At 57.0% G+C, this 20,933-nt stretch carries 20 protein-coding genes; 3 read left to right on the top strand and 17 right to left on the bottom strand.

What is annotated here, in order from left to right:
- Position 1: 1 nt before the first annotated feature.
- The 7 genes from IM313_RS10960 to IM313_RS10930 all read right to left on the bottom strand — a co-directional run bounded on the left by IM313_RS10960 (position 2) and on the right by IM313_RS10930 (position 8,459).
- Complete coding sequence (locus IM313_RS10960) at positions 2-1,093, bottom strand: alkylhydroperoxidase domain protein (protein ID WP_192971116.1); 1,092 nt, start codon at positions 1,091-1,093, stop codon at positions 2-4.
- A 10-nt stretch (positions 1,094-1,103) separates the two neighbouring features.
- Positions 1,104-2,093 (bottom strand): putative FMN-dependent luciferase-like monooxygenase, encoded by a 990-nt coding sequence (locus IM313_RS10955; RefSeq protein WP_192971115.1) that lies wholly within the window; start codon positions 2,091-2,093, stop codon positions 1,104-1,106.
- The gene (locus IM313_RS10950) at positions 2,090-3,697 is read right to left on the bottom strand and encodes an ABC transporter ATP-binding protein (protein ID WP_192971114.1); all 1,608 of its coding nucleotides are present in this window, start codon (positions 3,695-3,697) and stop codon (positions 2,090-2,092) included. Before IM313_RS10950 ends, IM313_RS10955 begins: the two co-directional genes overlap by 4 nt.
- The gene (locus IM313_RS10945) at positions 3,694-4,545 is read right to left on the bottom strand and encodes an ABC transporter permease (protein ID WP_192971113.1); all 852 of its coding nucleotides are present in this window, start codon (positions 4,543-4,545) and stop codon (positions 3,694-3,696) included. Before IM313_RS10945 ends, IM313_RS10950 begins: the two co-directional genes overlap by 4 nt.
- Positions 4,542-5,486, bottom strand: coding sequence for an ABC transporter permease (locus tag IM313_RS10940; protein ID WP_192971112.1), 945 nt, complete (start codon positions 5,484-5,486; stop codon positions 4,542-4,544). The genes IM313_RS10945 and IM313_RS10940 overlap by 4 nt, the downstream gene beginning before the upstream one ends.
- A 10-nt stretch (positions 5,487-5,496) precedes the next feature.
- A complete protein-coding gene (locus IM313_RS10935; protein ID WP_192971111.1) occupies positions 5,497-7,116 on the bottom strand; it encodes a TIGR04028 family ABC transporter substrate-binding protein in 1,620 nt (539 codons plus the stop codon).
- A gap of 140 nt (positions 7,117-7,256) precedes the next feature.
- Complete coding sequence (locus tag IM313_RS10930) at positions 7,257-8,459, bottom strand: NAD(P)/FAD-dependent oxidoreductase (RefSeq protein WP_192971110.1); 1,203 nt, start codon at positions 8,457-8,459, stop codon at positions 7,257-7,259.
- A gap of 130 nt (positions 8,460-8,589) precedes the next feature.
- On the opposite strand from IM313_RS10930, the gene IM313_RS10925 reads away from it, so the two are divergent.
- Positions 8,590-9,096, top strand: coding sequence for an Rrf2 family transcriptional regulator (locus IM313_RS10925; protein ID WP_192971109.1), 507 nt, complete (start codon positions 8,590-8,592; stop codon positions 9,094-9,096).
- A gap of 43 nt (positions 9,097-9,139) precedes the next feature.
- Here the strand turns inward: IM313_RS10925 and adhP are convergent, their stop codons facing one another.
- The 8 genes from adhP to IM313_RS10885 all read right to left on the bottom strand — a co-directional run bounded on the left by adhP (position 9,140) and on the right by IM313_RS10885 (position 17,433).
- A complete protein-coding gene (adhP, locus tag IM313_RS10920; protein WP_041909867.1) occupies positions 9,140-10,150 on the bottom strand; it encodes an alcohol dehydrogenase AdhP in 1,011 nt (336 codons plus the stop codon).
- Positions 10,151-10,346: 196 nt separating this feature from the next.
- The gene (locus IM313_RS10915) at positions 10,347-12,059 is read right to left on the bottom strand and encodes an ABC-F family ATP-binding cassette domain-containing protein (RefSeq protein WP_192971108.1); all 1,713 of its coding nucleotides are present in this window, start codon (positions 12,057-12,059) and stop codon (positions 10,347-10,349) included.
- 313 nt (positions 12,060-12,372) lie between these two features.
- Positions 12,373-12,852 carry a type VI secretion system tube protein TssD gene (locus IM313_RS10910; RefSeq protein WP_028013237.1) on the bottom strand — a complete coding sequence of 160 codons (480 nt, stop codon included), beginning with the start codon at positions 12,850-12,852 and terminating at the stop codon, positions 12,373-12,375.
- Between the two features lie 234 nt (positions 12,853-13,086).
- On the bottom strand, positions 13,087-13,779 hold the full coding sequence (locus IM313_RS10905) for a hypothetical protein (RefSeq protein WP_136485754.1): 693 nt from the start codon (positions 13,777-13,779) through the stop codon (positions 13,087-13,089).
- Positions 13,780-14,026: 247 nt separating this feature from the next.
- Positions 14,027-15,724 (bottom strand): NAD-dependent malic enzyme, encoded by a 1,698-nt coding sequence (locus tag IM313_RS10900; RefSeq protein ID WP_028013235.1) that lies wholly within the window; start codon positions 15,722-15,724, stop codon positions 14,027-14,029.
- A gap of 176 nt (positions 15,725-15,900) precedes the next feature.
- Entirely contained in the window at positions 15,901-16,038 is a 138-nt protein-coding gene (gene sra, locus IM313_RS10895) for a stationary-phase-induced ribosome-associated protein (RefSeq protein WP_008501714.1), read from the bottom strand.
- Positions 16,039-16,133: 95 nt separating this feature from the next.
- Positions 16,134-16,349, bottom strand: a complete 216-nt coding sequence (gene bdm / locus IM313_RS10890) for a biofilm-dependent modulation protein (protein WP_028013234.1) — start codon at positions 16,347-16,349, stop codon at positions 16,134-16,136.
- A gap of 232 nt (positions 16,350-16,581) precedes the next feature.
- Complete coding sequence (locus IM313_RS10885; protein ID WP_192971107.1) at positions 16,582-17,433, bottom strand: Vmh family MBL fold metallo-hydrolase; 852 nt, start codon at positions 17,431-17,433, stop codon at positions 16,582-16,584.
- A 110-nt stretch (positions 17,434-17,543) separates the two neighbouring features.
- Between IM313_RS10885 and IM313_RS10880 the strand changes: the two genes are divergently transcribed.
- Positions 17,544-18,419, top strand: a complete 876-nt coding sequence (locus IM313_RS10880; protein WP_047365094.1) for a LysR family transcriptional regulator — start codon at positions 17,544-17,546, stop codon at positions 18,417-18,419.
- Between the two features lie 7 nt (positions 18,420-18,426).
- On the opposite strand, the gene IM313_RS10875 is transcribed toward IM313_RS10880, so the two are convergent.
- Positions 18,427-19,386 (bottom strand): hypothetical protein, encoded by a 960-nt coding sequence (locus IM313_RS10875; RefSeq protein WP_192971106.1) that lies wholly within the window; start codon positions 19,384-19,386, stop codon positions 18,427-18,429.
- 115 nt (positions 19,387-19,501) lie between these two features.
- Between IM313_RS10875 and IM313_RS10870 the strand changes: the two genes are divergently transcribed.
- Positions 19,502-19,930 carry an OsmC family protein gene (locus IM313_RS10870; RefSeq protein WP_028013230.1) on the top strand — a complete coding sequence of 143 codons (429 nt, stop codon included), beginning with the start codon at positions 19,502-19,504 and terminating at the stop codon, positions 19,928-19,930.
- A 23-nt stretch (positions 19,931-19,953) separates the two neighbouring features.
- Here the strand turns inward: IM313_RS10870 and IM313_RS10865 are convergent, their stop codons facing one another.
- A complete protein-coding gene (locus tag IM313_RS10865) occupies positions 19,954-20,859 on the bottom strand; it encodes a LysR family transcriptional regulator (protein ID WP_047368602.1) in 906 nt (301 codons plus the stop codon).
- Positions 20,860-20,933 lie beyond the last annotated feature (74 nt).

Here is a 20,933-nt window from a genome sequence, read left to right as displayed (position 1 = left end):
TTCAGGCAAGCCAGGGCTCACCCAGGGTCAGCATCAGGCGGTTGGCCCAGGCGAAGAACGCGGCGGACTGCACCAGGTCCAGCTGGGCTAAGGTGTCCAGCCCCTCTTTTTCCAGAGCGGCGAGGTGCAGCGGCGTGGCGGCAGGCGGGGTAACCGACAGCGCTGCCGCAAAATTAATTTCCGCCTGCCAGCGCGCAGATTGCCCCTCGCTCAGGGATCGTCCCGGACGCACGGCCAGCAGAGCCTCTACCGCCGCGTCATCCTTTGACAGCTGGCTGGCTTTACGCGCATGGACAGAGGCGCAGTAGATGCAGCCGTTGATTTTACTGGCTACCGTTGCGGCCAGCTCGCGCTCGGCGCGCGGCAACCCCCCCGGCGTATAAAAAATCCCTTTATCGGTCAACGTGCGCTGTTCAAGCACCGGCAGGTTGCGCCCCAGCAGGCGGAAGTAGTCGGAATCGGTATGGCCAAATTTCGCCAGAACGGCAACCTCGTCATCATGGAAGTCCGCCAGCGGTTTGGCGTCGATCCACGGCTCCCAGCCCAGCTCCTGCTGGGTGAACGCGACGGGAGCCGTCTTCCCGGAGACCGTGGTTGCGGTTGTATGCCAGATGCCTGCCGCCACCGGCACATCGCTTGCCACCACCGGCTTGTCATTTAGCAGCCGCAGCCCGGCGACGAGTCGGCTCTGAAAGCTGATAAACGCAACAAGCTGCGCCAGGGTAACAATGCCTTCCTTGCTCCAGCCCGCCCGGGTCAGCGCCGTCAACGCGGACGGCGTGGCTTCGACGGGAGAGAACGTCAGCAGGCGCGCAAAATTCAGCGCCGGAGTCAGACGGCCTGAGGTCGGGTCCGCCAGGCCAAACCCCGCATAGTGTGCCGCCAGCGCTTCCGCGTTGTGCCACCGGGCGACTTTTGCCGCGACGGCGAACCGCTCGTCCAGCGCAAAATCGCTATCCTGCTGGGTAAATAAGATTTCGTAGCTGCCCTGTGCGTGGCGCGTGGCGGCGTCCCGCGTGGCGCGCGCCTCTGCCAGAGGGGAACCGGGTTTAATTTCCGCCAGCTCGGCGAGAATGTCGTGACTTAATGCCATAGGTCTCTCCTCAACGTAAATAGGGGGCAATATGTTCGGCGATCAGTTCGATGGAGCGCAGCGTGTCGCGATGGGTGGGCTCAACCGAATGGACCTGGAATGAGATGTCCGTGGCGCGCCGGAGAACGGAATCAGCCTGCAGCGAATGCAGCACCGTTTCTGGCGAACCGATATGGGCGTCGAACTGGCGACGAAAATCTGTGACAGTGTCACCTTTGACCGCGTGTCCGGCAGCGCGATGCTGCTGGGCCTGCCTGGTGAGACCCGGCGTGGCGACCTTCAGCGCGTAGTCATCGCTGTCGGCGACGAATGCCGTACGGGAGGCCAGAATGCGCGGTGCGATACCGGCGGGCAGTGCCTCAAGGTAGGCATCCACAATCGGATTCTGGATCGCGTCGAGCGTTAAATCCAACTGGTCTGCCGGGCGCGGCTGCGTGCGGGAGAGCATCAAACCGTGGCCGGCCCGCGCGGCGCGAACGGCACCGTCGACGGAAAAGGTGGCAATCCAGATCCGTTCAGCCAGCTGTGGCGCTGGCGGATAAAGGTGGTTATCCGGATGGGTGAGCGAATCCCCGCGCCAGGCGCTCTGGATCACATGCAAATGGTCAGCAAAGGCCGCGCCGCGCTGTTCAAACGTTAGTCCGAACGGCAGGAAAGAGGTCGGCGTGCCGCCCGAACCAAAACCGACTTCGAGACGTCCATCGGCGAGTAAATCCAGCACTGCCGCATCTTCCGCCACGCGCAGCGGGTTTTCCATCGGCAGGGTAATGATGGCCGTCCCCAGCCGAATGGTCTCGGTATGCGCCGCAACGTGGGCCAGAAACAGCAGCGGCGACGGCAGGCCGCCTTCATTTTCATGGAAGTGGTGCTGGGCAATCCAGGCGCTGTCAAAACCATGGCGTTCGGCGTGGCGGATCTGTTCGGTTGCCAGACGATAGCGCTCTTTTGGCGTGGCGTCGTCAAGCAGGCGGGTGAAAAATCCCAGGCGTTTTCGCGTCATGCGAACTCCTCCGTAGCGGGTGAAAAATGGGGAATGGCGGCAATCAGCTCGCGGGTATAGTCGTTCTGTGGCGACGTGAATAAGGTCTCGACGTCACCGTATTCGACCACCTGACCGCTGCGCAGCACCGTGACGCTGTGGGCGATCCGGCGAACGGTAGAGAGATCGTGCGTGATGAACAGGTAGGTTAATCCCAGCTGCTGCTGTAACTGCTGAAGCAGTGCCAGAATCTGCGCCTGTACGGTGACGTCCAGCGCGGAGGTGGCTTCGTCCAGCACCAGAATAGTCGGCTCCAGAATCAGCGCCCGGGCGATGGCTACGCGCTGGCGCTGCCCGCCTGAAAGTTCCCGGGCGGTGCGGCTCAGGAGTTCGACGGGCAGGGCAACCCGCTGCGCCACGGTCTCCACCCGGACCTTTCGCTCCGCTTTGCTCAGGCGAGAAAAATTCTTCAGGGGCTCTTCGACGATCTCGAACAGCGTCTGACGCGGGTCGAGAGAGGCAAACGGGTTCTGGTAGACAAACTGGATCTTCTGGCGCAGCTGGCGTCGGGCCTCGCGGCTGAGGTCGGTGGCATCAATATCATCAATAATGACCTGTCCGCTGTCCGCCTGTTCAAAACCCAGCAAAATACGGGCGAGGGTGGTTTTTCCTGAGCCGGATTCTCCGACCAGCGCATGCGTGCTGCCGCGCCTGACGTCAAACGTCACCCGATCCAGCGCCTGAAGGTGATGACCTTTGCCCAGCGAGAACCGTTTGCTGATGGCGCGGGCGCGAATGGCCGGTGACGCCAGCGGAAGGCCAGCTACCGGGGCGATGGTCAGGCGCTGGCCCTGGAGATCGCTCAGTAGCTGACGGGTATAGGCGTGCTGCGGCGTGCGGACAATGTCGGCGGTGTCGCCGTGCTCCTGAACCTCGCCGTTGCGAAACACCAGCAGCCTGTCCGCGCGCTGGGCAGCCAGCGCCAGATCGTGGGTGACAAACAGAACCGCAGTACCCGATTCCCGGCGCAGGATATCCAGCAGATCGAGAATGCGTTTTTGCACCGTCACGTCCAGCGCGCTGGTGGGCTCATCGGCGACGATCACATCCGGGCGTAGGGCAATGGCGATGGCAATCAGCACGCGCTGTTTCATCCCGCCGGAGAGCTGATGCGGATACTGCTTCATGCGCTGTTCGGGATGGCTCAGGCCGACCTTTGTCAGCAGGGCGAGCACCTGCTCGTCGCGCTGGAGTGCCGTTACCTTTTGGTGCTGCTGAATAATTTCTCCGACCTGTACGCCGATCGTCTTCACCGGGTTGAGTGAATTACCCGGATCCTGCGGAACCAGGCTGATTCGCGCGCCGCGCAGGGTATCGAGACGCTTCGCTGACCACCGGCTAATCTCCTCGCCGTTGAGCACGATTTTCCCGGTATCGCGTCGGGCGTTATCCGCCAGCAGACCGATGATCGCCTGTGCCGTGGTTGTTTTGCCGGAGCCGGATTCACCGACAAAGGCCAGCATTTCCCCCCGTCGGAGGGTGAAGCTGACGTTATGCACCACCTCGCGCCACTGGCGCGCGGTACGGTAGCTGATGGTCAGGTTTTCTACCGAGAGTACGGTCATTTCAGGCCTCCGCTGAACTGCTGGCTGATACGGTTGGTGGCAAGCACGACGGCGATGACGACCACGCCGGGGAAGGTAGTTAACCACCAGGCGGTAGAGAGATAGTTACGACCTTCGGCAATCAATAAGCCCCATTCCGGAACGGGCGGCGGGGTGCCGTAGCCGAGAAAGCTCAGCGTGGAAAGCGCCAGAATGGCCTGACCAAACTGCAGCGTGGCAAAGGCGAGGACGGCGGTTAAGGCGTTGGGCAGGATATGTCGCCACAGGACCGCCAGGAACGTCCCGCCGCTGCCAAACGCCGCCTCGACATAATCCGTATGGCGGATGCGCACCACTTCACCGCGCGCGAGGCGGGCGAAGCTGGCGATGGAGGCCACGCCGACGGCAATGGCGGCGTTAACGGTGCCAAACCCGAGCAGAATAATGACCGTCAGCGAGAGCAGCAGAGACGGAATGGACAGCAGCACGTCGACAAAACGCATCAGGAAAGACTCGACGCGTCCCGCGAACGCCCCGGCGACAACCCCCAGACCGGTGCCTACCACCAGTCCCATCGTGACGGCAGCGAGCGCTGCGCTCAGGGAGTGGGACGCACCATACACAATGCGGGTGTAAACATCGCGGCCAAGCTGATCGGTGCCGAGCCAGTGGCCCGCCTGCGGTGCCAGACGTTGCGCTCCGGCGATGCCCTCAATCGGGCTGTAGTGGGTTAACAGGCCGGGGGCTACGGCAGCAAAAATCGCGAGAATAATCACCGCCCACGCCAGCCACAGTCCCGGCTGCCACGCGACGCCCTGCCAGCCGGGAACGCGTTTTCGCGCGGCGGCAGCGTAATCGACCAGGCTCATGATGCACCTCCGGTAACGGTTTGCAGACGGGGATCCAGCAGCGGCATCAGCAGGTCCACCAGCAGATTGATCAGGACAAAGCCGAGAGCGGAAATCATGACCACCGCCTGAAGCACGGCGATGTCCTGGTTGTTCACCGCCTGCTGGGTCAGCTGCCCGAGCCCGCTGCGGCCAAATACGGTTTCGGTGATCAGCGCTCCGGCAATCAGTTCGCCCAGCAGTAGCCCGGCAATATTGAGTACCGGCAGCAGCGCGTTGCCGGTGACGTGGCGCCACAGGACGGCGGTTTCACTCAGCCCTTTGGCGCGGGCGACGGCGACAAACGGCTGCATCGCCACCTGGTCCAGGCTGCGCATCAGAATTTGCGCCAGCGGGGCGGAGATCGGGATCGCGACGGTGACGATCGGCAGGATCAGCCCCTGCAGCGGCGTCGGGTTAATCACCGGGATCAGCCGCAGCTGGAAAGAAAAGAGCTGGATAAGGGCAATCCCCAGCCAGAACGTGGGTAAGGAGATAAACAGGACCGGCAGAGACTGGAGGGTATTACTCAGCCAGCGCAGACCCGGCAGACGCGATGCAAAGGCCAGCGCAAACGCCAGCAGGACCGCGAGTACAAACGCGGGCAGGGCGAGGCTCAGGGTATCCGGCAGATTGCTGGCAATCAGCTCGCTGACCGGCACCCCGGCCTGTAACGAGTAGCCGAAATCTCCGCGCAGCATCGCCAGCAGCGTGTGGCCGTATTGCTGCCACAGCGGGCTGTCCGCGCCGTAGGCCACGCGCATCTCCTCGATTTGCGCCGGGCTTAGGCCCAGGTCCGGGTTCTGAAATTTAATCAGCACCGCGTCGCCAGGCAGTAACTGGAGCAACACGAACGAGAGGGTAAAGGCGGCCCACAGCACCAGCAGCCCGTGACCAAGACGTTGAAGAAGTGCGTGGCGCATCGTCATCTCCTCAGTGTTTCTCAATCCACGCGCCGTAGAACGACGGGCGGCCGACCGCTTCAAAATTGACGCCTTTTAGCCACGGCGCACCGGCAAAGACCTGCGGCTCCTCGAAAATCGGAATGACGTAGGCGTTATCCAGCAGGTAGCGCTGGGCATCGCCGGTCAGTTGCAGGCGTTTTTGCGGATCGATCTCTGAGGAGATATTTACCAGCAGCGCATTCAGCTTGTCGTCACGGAAGCTTTTGACCTTGTCGCTGGAGCCGCCTTTTTGCAGCAGCGCGTCGCGGTTAGCCGGGTAGAACATGCTTTTCACCACGTCCGGATCGGCGCGGCCCACTTCGGAGACGGTTAACGGGGTTTTCTGTGGATCAAGGTTATCCAGCGTGCGGCTGCCAGCGTCCCCGGCTTTTACGTTCAGCACTACGCCCACCTGACGCCACTGCTGGGCAACCAGCTGCAGCACCTCTTTATTTTGCGGCTGCGGCAGGGATTCATATACCGTCAGCGCCAGCCGCTGGCCGTCTTTGGCGCGGATCCCGTCGCTGCCCGCTTTCCAGCCCGCCTCGTCCAGCAGCTGGTTGGCTTTTGCCGGATCAAAGGTCAATTTGTCGCTGAGATCGACAAAGCCTGCGGCGGAATCGGCAATCACCGACTTTGCCTGCGGATAGTTGGCCGAGAAGAGAGTCTCGACCACCTGCTTTGCATTCGTGGCATGCAGCAGCGCCTGGCGCACGCGAATATTGGAGACCAGCGGGTTATCCGGGCGGAAGCTGATACTGTCGTTCACCCCGCGCGTTGGGGCAGCGTAGATTTTATAGCCCTGGTCTGTCGCCTGCTTTTCGTCATACGCCTGTACCTGGCGAATAAAGTCGGCCTGACCTGCCAGCAGGGCGCCGACGCGCACGCTGTCCTCCTGAGTCACGATAAACTTGATGCCGTCCAGATTGGCTGGACCCTGTTGCGTCAGGCTTTTGGGCCCCCACCGGTAGTCCTTACGGGCTTCGAGCGTCACTTCGCGGCCCAGCTTCTCGTCCTTCACCACAAACGGGCCGGAGCCAATGATATGCCGGGCATCCCCCAGCTCTTCAAAGTTGCGCTTCAGCGTGCTGAGCGAGACCAGACCCGAGCCAATCGTGGCGGTGCCCTGCAGGAACCCCGGCGACGGTTTTTTGAAGTAAAACTTCACGGTCAGCGGGTCGACCACTTCGCTGCGATCGTAGTTATTGATCACTTCTGACACCGGCAGGCGCTGCGTCTTATTGCCCAAACCGTAGGTATCAAAGTTTTTTGCTACGGCGTTGGCGTCCAGCGGCGTGCCGTCGGAGAAGGTAATACCGGGACGCAGTTTAAAGGTGTATTCAGTTTTATCGGCGTTGGTGGTCCAGCTTTCGGCCACCCACGGTTCGACCTGCAGCGTCTTTGGATTTTGCCACGTCAGTTTGTCGGTGATCTGGTTCAGAATGCCGCCGTTCGGGTAGAAGCCGCCGGCAGGCGGATAGAGGTTGGTGTGCGCCTGTTGTTCCAGATAAATCAGCGTGCCGCCTTTGACCGGCGCATCGGCGGACCAGGCTGCGGTTGTCGTCAGAATCAGCGCCGTCAGCAGCGGCAGACGAAATGGGGTTTGCATGGTGAATTCCTTTGTTATCTTCTTGTTAGCATCGGATTCATCATCGGGCGCGGGGGAAAACAAGGGAACAAAGGAATTAAGATAAGGATTGCCGGAAACTGAAAATAAAAACGCCCCGTTAGCGGGGCGATGGCGGGGACCTAAACGAATTTCGCCAGCGGGTCGGCGGCGGCAAAGGCGACTGCTTTATCCGCTGCTGGAGGGTAGATCAGCTCGTTAGTGATGGCGATCTTGATCTTCTTGGCGTCATCTTGGACTGACTTAACGACCTGATCCCAGCCCTCGGTATAAACCGCGCCCCACGCGCCTAAATCCAGGCAGGTAACATAGTTCACCTGACGATAAGGGTAAGGAGCAACGTTCAGCAGGCTGGCGGCAGCGTTATGACCGGCAAATTTCCCTAGCTGGATCGCGTGCTGGCAGGTCATCAGCGCCGTATTGCCCGCATCGTCTGTTTTGGCGTGAGCCATATCGCCGGTGGCATAGACGTCAGGATATGCGGGGACCTGCAACGTCTCTGTCACAACCAGGCGGCCCTGGCTATCGCGTTCACCGCCTATCTGCAGGCTGAGAGGATTTGCCTCGAGGCCTGCGGTCCAGACGACGGTCGCAGCAGCAATACGTTCACCGTTTTTCAGCGTTACGCCGTGAGCATCAATGGCTTCAACTTCACTCTTCAGCCGCCATTCAACGCCCAGCGCCTCACTCGCCTCTGCAATTGTTTTACGCAATGCGTCGCTATAACGGCCGCCAATGACTGGTCCTCTCTCAACTACGACTATTTTAATCTCCGTATTGTCGCCAAAACGGGCACGCAGTCGGGCAGGTAGCTCCGTTGCCAGCTCGATGCCGGTAAAGCCGCCTCCGCAGACTACCACGGTGTTGCGCTCGGGCGTGGAGGGACGTAACGCCAGTGAATCAAGGTGACGCTCAAATACCTGTGCGGATTCCAGCTGGTCGATGTCAAAGGCGTAGTCAGCCAGGCCGGCAATCGGTGGGCGTTTGGTCTGGCTGCCCGTAGCGAGGATCAGCCTATCGTAGGAAGCCGTAGCATGCGCGCCATTGGACATCCGGTATAAAACGGTTTTCGCCGTGGTATCAATTTGTTCCGCGTGTCCGGCAATGAATGTGATATCAAGCTCGGCAAACAGGTCAGTCAACGGGGCGACCAGCGTTGACACCTTCTCCTCATAGAAGCGTGGCCGAACGCGCAGTTCGGGTAAGGGGGCCAGTACCGCAATCTCCAGACTGTTATTACCCTGCTGCTCAGAGAGACGTGCCGCGCTCACGGCTGCCCACATACCCGCAAAACCACTGCCTACGATTAAAATCTGCTTTTTCATATTCGATCCTTTCTCCCGCCAGGCTTCATGCCTGACATAACTGCCACTATACTTGTCGGAGTTAACTCCGACAACTTCTTTCTGAGTTAAAAATCGTTATAATGCTCCGAACACTAATTCGGAGTTAACCATGGCGTTTTACAGTTCCGGTGTGGAATACGGCATTCACAGCCTGATGTGTATGGTGGATGCGAAGGGCAGCGAGCGTGAAATGAGCGTCCGGGAGATGGCTGCCTTGCAGGGCGTGCCGTATGACTACCTCGGCAAAATCTTTACACGCCTGTCACGTGCCGGGCTGGTCATCAGTACGGAAGGCAAGGGCGGGGGCTTTAAGCTGGCGCGTCCGGCGGAGCTGATCAGCGTGCTGGATGTGGCGCATGCCATTGACGGCGAGAAAAACATGTTCGAATGTCGTGAAGTGCGCCAGCGGCTGGCCGTGTTTGATGAGGCACCGCCTGCCTGGGTCTGCGACGGCCCGTGCGGAGTACGTTCAGTCATGGATAGCGCGCAGCAGCGGATGGAAGAGGAGCTCGCGCGGCATACTATTCTCGACCTGGCGCGTAAAATGTACCGGAAAGCGCCGGACACCTTCCAGATTGAGGTTCAGGAGTGGATTTCAGTTCGTCGTTCGTCGTAGCAATGAGCCGGGTAAGGCGTAGCCACTACCCGGCAAAAGGTGTTTACGAGCGTAAGTCGATCACCATACGGCCACGGATCTGGCCCTGTTCCATCTCTTTAAAGATGGCGTTGATGTCCTCGATAGGACGCATCGTCACTTTCGGCACCACTTTGCCCTCGGCCGCAAACTGGAAGGCTTCCTGCAGATCCTGACGGGTGCCAACCAGCGAACCCACCACCTGAATACCGTCCAGCACCAGGCGCGGAATGTCCAGGCTCATCGCTTCCGGCGGCAGGCCAACGGCGACCACGCGGCCACCGGCACGCACGGCATCTACCGCCGAGTTGAAGGCCGCTTTTGCGACGGCGGTGACGACTGCGGCATGCGCGCCGCCGGTTTTTTCCTGCACAATCTTAGCGGCATCTTCGCTGCGGGAGTTGATGGTTAAATCTGCACCCATGCTCGCGGCCAGCTTCAGCTGTTCATCGTTAACGTCCAGAGCGATGACTTTGGCATTAAACACGTTTTTGGCGTACTGCAGCGCGAGGTTGCCCAGCCCGCCCAGACCGTAAATCGCGATCCACTGGCCCGGTTTTATGCCGGAGATTTTCACCGCTTTGTAGGTGGTGACACCGGCGCAGGTGATGCTGCTGGCCGCCGCCGAATCCAGACCATCCGGCACTTTTACCGCGTAATCCGCGGTGACGATGCACTCTTCCGCCATGCCGCCGTCAACGGAGTAACCGGCGTTTTTCACGTCACGGCACAGGGTTTCGTTACCGGTATTACAGTATTCGCAGTGACCGCAGCCTTCAAAGAACCAGGCCACGCTTGCGCGGTCGCCAACTTTCAGCGACGTCACGCCAGGGCCGACTTCTTTCACGATACCAATTCCTTCATGGCCCAGGATTACCCCGGTTTTATCGCCAAAATCACCGTTCTTCACGTGGAGGTCGGTATGGCATACACCACAGCACTCCATTTTCAGCAGGGCTTCTCCGTGCTTAAGCGGGCGTAAGGTTTTTTCAGTGACATTGACCTGATGATCCTGAGTAACAACAGCAGCCTTCATGTGTATCTCCTTGTTCATGATAAGAATCTGCATAGCAGGTGTGGTACCCCTTAAGGATTAATACATTAGCCTGGTAATGCAAGGCTGCGGCAACATAATGTCATCATTTGATTCGATTTCAGATTAAGAATACGGCGATCCTCTAATAATTAAGGGGGAAAATGCTGGCCCGGCGAGGTGCTCGCCGGGCGCAGATTTACAGCTGGGCTTCAATCTCCTCAATTTCTCTACGCCATTGCGCCTGCAGCTGCGGCTTCTGATGTTTCGGCTTACGCGCCAGATCGTCTTCCAGCAGCGTTTCCAGCGCGATCAGCCGCTCCAGCAGATCGTCGTACGGCGAGGGTTGAACCTCGCCAGCGGTGACGACAGGCGCGGCTGATGTCCCGAGCCCCACGCTTTCACGCAGCCGCTCAAACACGGCTTCAGCATCGTGCCACTCGCTCAGCCAGCCGTCCTCAATCAGCCAGAAACGGTTACAGCTTTGGCTAATTAACTGGCGATCGTGGCTGACCAGCAGCACGCCGCCTTCGAACTGTTGCAGCGTTTCCGCCAGTGCCTCTTTGCCTTCCATGTCGAGATGGTTGGTGGGTTCATCCAGCATCAGCAGGCTGTAGCGGGCAAGCGTCAGGCCCACGAATAGCAGGCGCGAGCGTTCGCCACCGCTGAGCGTGCTGACTTTCTGCCCGTGGCGCGCCCACGGGAACCCGGCGCTGATGAGCGCCATCTTCCTGTGCTGCGGATCGGGGGCGAAAGGTTCCAGCGCGTCGAGCAGCGTGGCGTCATCAGGCAGCTGATGCAGCGTCTGGTCGTAGTAGCCCGGCGAGACGCGCGGATGGATTTTCAGCCCGCTGTCCGTCGGTTCATCCACAAAATGTCGCCAGATAAGCTTCATCAGCGACGATTTACCGCAGCCGTTACGACCGACAATTGCCACGCGATCGCCGCTTTTCAGCCGCGCCGTTTCGATGTTAAACAGCGGCGGTAGCCCGGGCGCAGGCGGGACGCTGAGGTTTTCCATCTCCAGCAGACGGTCCGCCCGCAGCGCGTCGCCGCGCAGGGTTAACGTCCACTGGCTGCCTGCCGTCACTTCCGTCTGGCTCTCCTTCAGCCGTTCGACCTGTTTTTCCATCTGTTTGGCTTTGCGGGCCAGGTCTTCGTTGTCATAAACCTTACCCCAGGTCGCCAGACGTTTGGCGCTGGCGGTCACGCGGTCGATCTCCTTTTGCTCCGCCTTGTGGCGCTGCGCATCGCTTTCGTCTTTTGCTGCAAGCGCTTTACGGGCGGCCGTACAGGGAAGGGCAAAGTAGTGCAGCGTCTTATCACGCAGGATCCAGCTGCCGTTTGTGACGGCATCCAGCAGTTGTCTGTCGTGCGAAACCAGCACGAAGCTGCCTGACCAGTTCTGTAAAAAGTGTTCCAGCCAGAGCATGGTCGGCAGATCCAGGTGGTTGCTGGGTTCATCCAGCAGGAGCAGATCCGGCTCGTGAATCAACGCCCGCGCCAGCAGCAGGCGGGTGTGCTGTCCGCCGCTCAGGGTGGCGGATTGCAGCGTCATATCCTGCGGCGTGAAGCCCATGCTCGCCAGCAGCGTTTCGGCTTTCCAGCGCAGACTTTCGTGCTCAGCTAAAGGCAGTTGCGCGAGTACGGCATCCAGCATGGTCAGCGGGAAAATGGCGTCCGGGAGATGTTGCTCCACGCGCGCCATCAGGCAGTGTCCGGCCAGCGCTACCGTTCCGGCGGCAGGGATATCTGTTCCGTCCAGCACCTTTAAAAGCGTACTTTTGCCGCAGCCGTTGTCGCCCAGCAGGCCGATGCGGTCGCCTTTTTTCAGCGTAAAGGAGAGTGAGTCGAAGAGCGTGCCAAACGCCGTATCAACGCGTAAAGATTGTGCAGTGAGTAAAGTGCTCATTGTTGCTTACCCAAGAGTTACAGGCATGTTTATGCCTCGTCAAACATCGCTGACGATAACTCAGTAAGCCCGAGAGAAGGGATTTCAGGGGTTGGTGTCTTCGCTCAAGCAGAAGTTATCGCAGCACGATACCGATAACGCTTGAGCTGGTGCGATCACCAAATGTATGTGAAACATTGAAAATTTCACAGTACAGCATAATTGGCCTCCTTATATGTTATGAGTTTGTAGGTGACTATCACTATACAACGTTTTCCTGCATATACCAAACAGAGGGGCAGCATTGCAGCCAGTGCAAATGCCGCCTTCGTCATCATGCACAACAACGATCGTTCCATGAATCACGATAGATAATATTACCCTCCGTATACTTCCAGGTAATCGCTTCATAACGTAATTCGAGCGTTTCAAGATGTGTGCTGCTTATACCGTTAGGAGACAGGTAGGGTGCAACAGTTGTAAACTTGACGTTTTCCAGAATGATATTGAAATACTCGGCCTCAATACCTGATTCCAGAATACGGTACATTTTAATTGTGGCTTTCTTCATGGTTCGGCCTTCACAGACAGCGCGGTACAAAAGTGGTGTTGTTTGGTCAAACTCCTTTACTATCGTGATAGGGCGATGGACTCGCGTTCCTGTTAGTTTTCCCCAGCTTGGATCTACCGGGATAGTGACACCGTGAGAAAAGGATTTTAACTCGATAGACCCCAGGCGAAGTGGCATCATGCAGCTACCGATTACCGGAGAACCGTTCTCATCTTCAAGCCATAAGTGTGCTGGTGTAGACATACTATTTCCTTATAGATAAATTACGATAAAGCTAACGTTTGAGATTTACAATTTCATATAGCGATAAAATAACCATCACAAAAATGAAGAATATAGGAACAGGCCATATTGGCCCGTCAGGGCAAAGTTGGAAAAAGACAACTGCAAATAAAAGTGTCAATAGCGAAGGGCCGTACATCGATATCAATGAAAAGAATATCCGCCTGAAAAATCTTTTAATAAGATGCATCATAATTACTGAACCATCCTTGTTATGATATCTGCAATCTCACTATCCGATACCCATTGTGCTTTAAAAGCTTCAGCCCGTTTAAACAATGGCTCTATCAAGAAGTACAACATTTCCAGCTCTTTAGCGTATAGCGCTGAGTAGTACGCTGGATAAGTAATATGAAGGCGATGCGAACTATCTGCTGCTTTCTGAACAATGCCGTACAGGCCAATACCTCCAACAACCTGTCCCGCTCTTCGCCCAGCCAGTGCACTAAGTTCAAGGCTTAGATTCATACATGCAGCAACATATGATGCTGTTGCTAAAGCAAATCCGGCGTTTGTAAGTGAACTTGCGGCGATATGAATATTTACTGCCATCAGCAATTGTTTGATGTGCTCTAGCTGATCGGAGGTTTTGTGTCGGAATACTTCTTCAAAGTAGATGTTGAGCATTTCACATACAACATCTCTATGCCATATAATATGATAAACACCTTTAGCAAATCGGATGTCTTCGGACTTTTGTTTCTGGCATACGTCTTGATATTCATCAGTAAAGCAGGAGGTATAATACAGCGCGCGCGTTGCACCTGCGCCGATCGTTTCAATCTGATTTGATACGGCTTTTCCTACACCCGTTAATGCATGCTCGAGTTTTAACGCAAGGATGTTATTCGCCTGCAAATAACTTATCACTTCATTTTTATAGTACATAACCGCTCCTTACTTTCCTCGCAATTTTTAGTAATGCAAAACGTTACTAAACTCTTAAAAAAATACGTTTGTTAGACAAAAAGTGTTATGCGAAATTTTTATATTTCAATGGGGTATGAATAGTTGTTGAAATATTTATTTTTTTAATAAGGGGAAGAGGAATGCCGTAGAAGCGGCAAAGAAAATAAAGGGAGGGGGGTGTTCACGTTCCCTCTCCCTTTTGAGGAGAGGGAAGGGTCGGAGCCAATTAAATCGAGGTACGGCGATAGCTGCGGTATTCAGGCATCCAGAAGTTATCATCAATAGCCTGCTGCAGCGCGTCGGCAGAGGTTTTCACCGCCACGCCCTGCTGCTGCGCCATTTTACCCACCGCAAACGCGATAGCGCGCGACACCTTGTGAATGTCCTTCAGTTCCGGCAGCACCAGCCCTTCGCCGTTGTTGACCAGCGGCGAATAGCCCGCAAGGGTTTCGCTCGCTGACATCAGCATCTCATCGGTAATGCGGGACGCGCCGGAGGCGATCACGCCCAGACCAATGCCCGGGAAGATATAGGAGTTGTTGCACTGGGCGATCGGATAGGTTTTATCCTTCCACACCACCGGATCGAACGGGCTGCCGGTGGCAACCAGCGCGTTACCTTCGGTCCAGGCGATGATGTCCTGCGGCGTCGCTTCCACGCGGGAGGTCGGGTTAGAAAGCGGCATCACGATAGGGCGCTCGCAGTGCTTGTGCATCTCGCGAATAATCTCTTCGGTGAAGAGACCGGTTTGCCCGGAAACGCCGATCAGAATATCTGGCTTCACGTTGCGCACCACGTCCAGCAGGGAGAGCACTTCGTTGTCGGTGTCCCAGTTCTTCAGGTTCTCGCGCTTCTGCACCAGCTTGGTCTGGAACGGCAGCAGGTTCGGCATACCGTCGGTCAGCAGGCCGAAACGGTCAACCATAAAGACGCGGGAGCGGGCCAGCTCTTCGCTTAAGCCTTCGCGCTGCGTCTGGGCAATAATCTGCTCGGCGATGCCGCAGCCCGCAGAGCCTGCGCCCAGGAAGACGATTTTCTGGTAGCTCAGCTGGCTGCCGGCCGCGCGGCTGGCGGCGATAAGCGTGCCCACGGTCACCGCTGCGGTGCCCTGGATGTCGTCGTTAAAGGAGCAGATCTCATCGCGATAGCGGTTCAGCAGCGGCATCGCGTTTTTCTGCGCAAAGTCTTCAAACTGCAGCAGAACGTCCGGCCAGCGGTGCTTCACGGCCTGAATGAAATCGTCGACAAACTGATAGTACTCGTCGTCGGTAATGCGCGGATGACGCCAGCCCATGTACAGCGGATCGTTCAACAGTTGCTGGTTGTTGGTGCCGACATCCAGTACCACCGGCAGGGTGTACGCCGGGCTGATGCCGCCGCAGGCGGTGTAGAGAGAGAGTTTACCGATTGGGATCCCCATCCCGCCAATGCCCTGGTCGCCGAGGCCGAGAATACGTTCCCCGTCCGTCACCACAATCACTTTAATATTGTGGTTCGGCACGTTCTGCAGAATGTCGTCCATGTTGTGACGGTTCTGATAAGAGATAAAGACGCCGCGTGAGCGACGGTAGATCTCAGAGAAGCGTTCGCACGCCGCACCCACCGTTGGGGTGTAGATCACCGGCATCATCTCTTCGAGATGGTTTTGCACCAGGCGATAGAAGAGGGTTTCGTTGGTGTCCTGGATGTTGCGCAGGTAGATGTGTTTGTCGATCTCGGTTTTGAAGCCCTGATACTGGATCCACGCGCGCTCCGCCTGTTCTTCAATGGTTTCAACCACTTCCGGCAGCAGGCCAAGCAGGTTAAAGCTGCTGCGCTCTTCCATGCTGAAGGCGCTGCCTTTGTTGAGCAGGGGGAATTCGAGTAAAACCGGGCCGGCGTATGGGATGTATAAGGAACGATGTTTTTTCAGTTTGTTGTCCATGTCACTCACTCTTTTTTTGAAGATCCGTCCCTGACACTGCTGTTTGTCATCTTTCTGGCCTGTGCTACGGGGTGCGGTCGGGCGGTATTATAAAGGAGCTAAATATTAATTACCGCAACACATAAACAAAAACACCATCGGTTTTGCCGATGGTGTTCTGGATCTCAGTCGGGAACTTACTTGCCCGCGTGGCGTTTTCTGCCGGTGGCGTGAGTGACTTGCGTTTCGTGGTCGCCTTCAATCACCACTTTACGCTGATTAGAAAGCTTGTAGTTCAGTCCCAGAATGTGGCGTGCCTGACGGTTCGATTTCATATTAACTCCTCAATCCTGTTGATAGTTTTAAGGACCAGTTTGCTTTCGCAAACGAAATGTAACCCCTTAGGTTGCAGATCCAGCTTAGCAGGTTTTTACAAAGGTGCGCTTTGCCCGCTGACGACGTAGTTAATGGTCTGCTGGTAGATGTCACTGAGGATGTCATTATCCGTGGATTCCACCCACTTGGTCAGTTCCATTAAAATGTCATCTTCAGTCACAGCACCGTGCTCAGCGTGAAGACCCTGCGCAATCGCGTTAACGAGTTCAGGTTGTGCTGCTGTGGTATTAGCCGGGTAATAAGTAAACATGCTGCCTCCGTGTCGTTGTCTGTTTAATGGTACGGCTCGCAAAAAATTTAATTCATAAACAGAATGGCAAATATTTCCCCGGTTGTGTCTCAGATTCATCTTAGAAATAAAAATGACATAAGTGCATGCTTTTATGCGTTTTTAAAACGTAGGGATATATTGGCGTGAGGCAGTGCGGATATTATGGCGGTGCTCCTGCTATCGCGGGAATATAGCAGGAGCCGTTTTTAAATTACCACTTCATTTCGCCGGTATTCACTTTTGCGCTTAATTCCAGAGAGCTCTCTTCTGCCAGATCCGGATACTGTTTTTTCACTGCACCGATGACGCCCGCAGAGTTTTTATGTGCCGATAACGCCTGTTCAAAATGCTGCAGATAGCCACGGGTAAAATCAATAGCCCCGGTTCCGGACGGTGGTGTGCCCAGATAGTGGCCTGGGATCACGCGTTCCGGCTTGTGCGCGGCCATGTTGTCCAGGGTCTGCTGCCACTGCTGACGGCGAGCCGGCGTCTGGGTATCAGCCGTCCAGACGTGAATCCCCCAGGAGACCCCGGTGCCGCCGAGGATGGTTTTCACGGACGGGATCCACACGTAGGCCGCGTAGCTGTCCGGCTGCTCGATATCGACCTTTTCCCCGTCAATCATAAAGGTGGTAGAGGCGAGCACCTGCGGCACCACCAGTTCAGTTGGCGCGCCGTCTTTCATCTGCGGGCCCCAGAAGGCGAGCTTGGCGTCTTTGGTGGCCTTAATATGGTCAACCACCTGCTGCGTGGCCACCACTTTGGCATTCGGGAAGGCCTTCACCAGCGGCTGCAGGCCAAAATAGAAATCCGGATCGCCGGAGGTGATCACAATCTTATTCAGCGTTTTACCGCTGCGGCGAATTTTCTCTACCAGCGCTTCGCCATCCTTCACGCTGAACTGCGCGTCAAACAGCACCGCCTCTTTCGGGCCGGAAACGAGCGTGGAGGAGACCGCGAAAATGCCTTTTTCCTGCGGGTTATAGGTATCAATCGTCAACGGCGCGGCAAAAACGGCCGGAGCGAAAAGGGTGGAAAGCAGGGCAATATGAGTGAGTTTCATGCTGTTGTCTCTGTTGTTCAGTAATGTTTCTATTGTACGGATATTCTCATTTGCCAGAATTCCTGAAACAAGACATGCTTAGTTTCATAAATCGAGCAGATGGAGCTTATATGGATCGCGTTATTGCCGCTCAGGTCTATAACCGGATATGCGAGCTGGGAAGCCTGAGCGCGGCGGCCCGCGCGCTGGGCATTTCCCGGCCGATGGTGAGCCGTTACCTTGAACAAATGGAGAAGTGGGCGGGGACGCGGCTGGTAAACCGCTCCACGCGCAAGTTGACGCTGACGGCGGCAGGGGAAAAGGTGCTGCAAAAAACGCGGACTCTCTCGCAGATCTCGCAGGAAATCGAAGGTCAGTCGGAAAAAGATCTGCCGTCCGGCACGCTGCGGGTAGCCTGCGCGCACTTTACCGCCATGCACCTGATTGCGCCGGTCCTGCCCGGCCTGCTCTCGCGCTACCCGCAGCTGCGCATTGAGCTGGACGTGAACAACCATCCGGTCAGCCTGGTGGGAGAGCGCATTGACGTCGCCGTGCGCATTACCGATAACCCGGAGCCCGGCATGATCGCCCGCCGGCTGGGGGAATGTCGATCGGTGCTCTGCGCCTCGCCGGCGTATCTGGCACAGCACGGCACGCCCGTCAGCCCCGAAGAACTGGCGCAGCATAACTGCCTGCACTACAGCTTTTTCGCCGGGCAGTCCTGGCACTTCCTGACCCCGGAAGGCGAAAGCCTGAGCGTGGCCGTCAGCGGCAACCTGAGCGCCAGTATCTCTTCACTGCTCATGAACGCGGCGATCGAGCACTGCGGCATCGCCATGCTGCCGGAGCGCGAAGCGCGCGCCGCGCTTGAGCAGGGATTACTGGTGCCGGTACTGGCGTCGCTGGAGCCGAAACCGCTTGCCATCCACGGCATTTATCAGTCACGGGAATACCAGCCTGCCGCGCTGCGCGTGTTTCTTGACGAACTGTCCCGCCACCTTGCCTGAGGGGCGATTATTTTGCCTTTAGCCAGGGAGAGGCCGTGCTCCAGAAAATAATATCGGCCCCGAGATAATTTTCGCCGAAGCGGACAAACTCGGCTTTGGTGAACGGTTTTCCGGTCTGAGGATCCTTATAGGTCAGAGTCGGCTCCTGAACCGCCATGGCGATGAGCGGCAGCGCCTGTTTATTTTTATGGAAGAAGGGATAGGCATTCTTCATGTGCGCCTTGCGGTTGGGCACAATGTCCGGCCCGCCCAGGCCGATATTGTTGGCGCTGGCATACGCAAAAAGACGTCCCATATAGTTGTGGTCGTTATCCCACTCGCACGGCCAGAAGTTCACGTACTGCACCACATGTGATTTCTGAAAAACCTTGCGCGCAAAGGCCAGATTTTCCATCTCACCCGCGAAATAGCTGTCGCAGGTGAAGCCCGCTGGCGGATTTTTCTCGTCAATATCAATCGCGGTTTCAGGCAGGTTTACGCCATATACCTTGCCATCAAAGCGTTTTGCGAGCGCTGCCAGCAGTGCCTGGTAGCGCTGGCGCACCGTTGGGTCCCACTGACGCGCAACCCATCCTGCGCCAACAGGCTTGCCCTCGCCGGGGTTATCAAACTGCGGCGCAATCCCGCCGCTGTATTGCTTATCGTGCATCAGATAGTCCGGAACGTAGCGGGCTTCCGGCTCAAAGAAACGATCCTGGATCTGAATAAAGAGTTTTTTCCGGGCGGCCTTAAGACGCGCCAGATCCTGCTCAATCCGCGAGAAGTCATAGCTGTCCTTCTCGGGTTCAAGCAGGCGCCAGTTGTACACGATCTGCACGCCGCCGATGTCGCCACGCGCAACCAGCGGGAGCGCCGCGTCGAGGTCGCCTGAGCTGGTATAGATAAAGTTTTCCGGCGTTTTAGCCAGTGAAGAAAGAGAGAGAGCCAGCGTGGCTACCGCGACGGCCATCCTGATTTTAAGCGTCATATCATTATCCTTGTGGTCGGTACAGCAGGTGAAAGGCACGGAATCGTCTGTGTTCCAGGGCGTGTCAGATGCATAGTCTATACTTAACCCTTTGTAAGCCAAAAGGAGAGCAAGAATGACGATTCATAAGCACGGTTCGGCACACTGGTCTGGCGACATTAAGCGCGGGAAAGGAACGGTTTCCACCGAGAGCGGCGTTCTCAACCAACAGCCTTACGGCTTTAACACCCGCTTTGAGGGTGAAAAGGGGACCAACCCGGAAGAGCTCATCGGTGCGGCACATGCGGCTTGTTTTTCCATGGCCCTGTCGCTGATGCTGGGCGAAGCGGGCTATACCGCTGACTCTATTGATACCACCGCGGACGTCTCTCTGGATAAAACCGACGGCGGATTTGCCATCACTAAGGTTGCGCTGCAAAGTAAGGTCACCGTACCGGGCATTGCGCCACAGCAGTTTGACGGCATTATTCAGAAAGCCAAAGCGGGCTGTCCGGTTTCACAGCTTCTGAAAGCCGAGATCACCCTGGACTATAAGCTAAATTAACTTCCCGCCGGGTTTGCGCCCGGCTATCCCTTCAGCGCGGCGGGGAACACCTCCGCCAGCCAGGCGATAAACACCTTCAGTCTGTGGGTCAAATGCCGGTTCTGCGGGTAGACCACGTGAAACGGGTACGCGGCAGGCTGCCAGTCACCCAGAATCGCCACCAGCGCTCCCGTCTGCAAATAGGTCTTTGCTGAATACTCAAAAGTTTGAACGATCCCCAGACCCGCCGCGGCAGCCGCCAGATGAGCGTTACTTTCATTGACGCCGAGATAGTGCGGAAGAGTGATTTCCAGCGCCTCGCCGTTCTGCCGGAAGCGAAACGGAAACGGCCGCCCGGTGACGGGAGAGAGATAACTAACAAGCTTGTGGCCGTTGCGCAGCTCCTGCGGATAGGCCGGAACGCCGTGGTTTTTAAGGTAACCCGGCGTCGCGCAGGTGACCATCTGAGCGTCACCGAGATGACGTGCGATAAGCGTTGAATCGTTCAGCGGGCCGCCGCGGATCACGCAGTCTACGTTACCGCTGATAAGATCGACCGGACGATCGGCCACGCCAAGATCGATACGGATATCCGGGTAGCGCTGCATAAAATCCGGCAGCAGGGGGATGAGCACGTCCCGTGCGGTGGAACCGCCCACGTCAACCCGCAAATGTCCCTTGGGCGTCGCGCGGGAAACGCGAAACGAGGTGTCGATATCTTCGATATCAATCAGCACCCGGCGCGCTTTTTCATAGTATTCCAGCCCTTCAGGCGTCGTGACCACCCGACGAGTCGTCCGGTGAAGGAGACGTATCGCCAGGTGCGCCTCAAGGGATTTAACCAGTTTGCTCAGCGTGGCGATCGGCATATTCAGCGAGTCCGCCGCGCGAGTAAAACTGCCGGATTCCACCACCCGCGTGAAGGCGCGCATCGCCATTAGCTGATCCATGATGACCTCTGATTATTTCCATAGGTGAATAGTCATTTTCATTTTTGCCCATTTTTCATAAATGTCGCAAGGGA

It is taken from the genome of Enterobacter cloacae complex sp. P2B, from assembly GCF_014895985.1.
Taxonomy (GTDB): domain Bacteria; phylum Pseudomonadota; class Gammaproteobacteria; order Enterobacterales; family Enterobacteriaceae; genus Enterobacter; species Enterobacter bugandensis.
This window is presented reverse-complemented; position numbering and strand designations above follow the sequence as displayed.

Bases quoted from the DNA above. Each gene is read 5' to 3' on its own strand.
- IM313_RS10955 (WP_192971115.1), bottom strand. From the start codon at position 2,093: ATGACGCGAAAACGCCTGGGATTTTTCACCCGCCTGCTTGACGACGCC.
- IM313_RS10870 (WP_028013230.1), top strand. From the start codon at position 19,502: ATGACGATTCATAAGCACGGTTCGGCACACTGGTCTGGCGACATTAAG.
- IM313_RS10880 (WP_047365094.1), top strand. From the start codon at position 17,544: ATGGATCGCGTTATTGCCGCTCAGGTCTATAACCGGATATGCGAGCTG.
- IM313_RS10925 (WP_192971109.1), top strand. From the start codon at position 8,590: ATGGCGTTTTACAGTTCCGGTGTGGAATACGGCATTCACAGCCTGATG.
- IM313_RS10930 (WP_192971110.1), bottom strand. From the start codon at position 8,459: ATGAAAAAGCAGATTTTAATCGTAGGCAGTGGTTTTGCGGGTATGTGG.
- IM313_RS10935 (WP_192971111.1), bottom strand. From the start codon at position 7,116: ATGCAAACCCCATTTCGTCTGCCGCTGCTGACGGCGCTGATTCTGACG.
- IM313_RS10915 (WP_192971108.1), bottom strand. From the start codon at position 12,059: ATGAGCACTTTACTCACTGCACAATCTTTACGCGTTGATACGGCGTTT.
- IM313_RS10960 (WP_192971116.1), bottom strand. From the start codon at position 1,093: ATGGCATTAAGTCACGACATTCTCGCCGAGCTGGCGGAAATTAAACCC.
- IM313_RS10940 (WP_192971112.1), bottom strand. From the start codon at position 5,486: ATGCGCCACGCACTTCTTCAACGTCTTGGTCACGGGCTGCTGGTGCTG.
- IM313_RS10885 (WP_192971107.1), bottom strand. From the start codon at position 17,433: ATGAAACTCACTCATATTGCCCTGCTTTCCACCCTTTTCGCTCCGGCC.
- IM313_RS10865 (WP_047368602.1), bottom strand. From the start codon at position 20,859: ATGGATCAGCTAATGGCGATGCGCGCCTTCACGCGGGTGGTGGAATCC.
- IM313_RS10875 (WP_192971106.1), bottom strand. From the start codon at position 19,386: ATGACGCTTAAAATCAGGATGGCCGTCGCGGTAGCCACGCTGGCTCTC.
- IM313_RS10950 (WP_192971114.1), bottom strand. From the start codon at position 3,697: ATGACCGTACTCTCGGTAGAAAACCTGACCATCAGCTACCGTACCGCG.
- IM313_RS10905 (WP_136485754.1), bottom strand. From the start codon at position 13,779: ATGTACTATAAAAATGAAGTGATAAGTTATTTGCAGGCGAATAACATC.
- bdm (WP_028013234.1), bottom strand. From the start codon at position 16,349: ATGTTTACTTATTACCCGGCTAATACCACAGCAGCACAACCTGAACTC.
- IM313_RS10945 (WP_192971113.1), bottom strand. From the start codon at position 4,545: ATGAGCCTGGTCGATTACGCTGCCGCCGCGCGAAAACGCGTTCCCGGC.
- adhP (WP_041909867.1), bottom strand. From the start codon at position 10,150: ATGAAGGCTGCTGTTGTTACTCAGGATCATCAGGTCAATGTCACTGAA.
- IM313_RS10910 (WP_028013237.1), bottom strand. From the start codon at position 12,852: ATGTCTACACCAGCACACTTATGGCTTGAAGATGAGAACGGTTCTCCG.
- IM313_RS10900 (WP_028013235.1), bottom strand. From the start codon at position 15,724: ATGGACAACAAACTGAAAAAACATCGTTCCTTATACATCCCATACGCC.
- sra (WP_008501714.1), bottom strand. From the start codon at position 16,038: ATGAAATCGAACCGTCAGGCACGCCACATTCTGGGACTGAACTACAAG.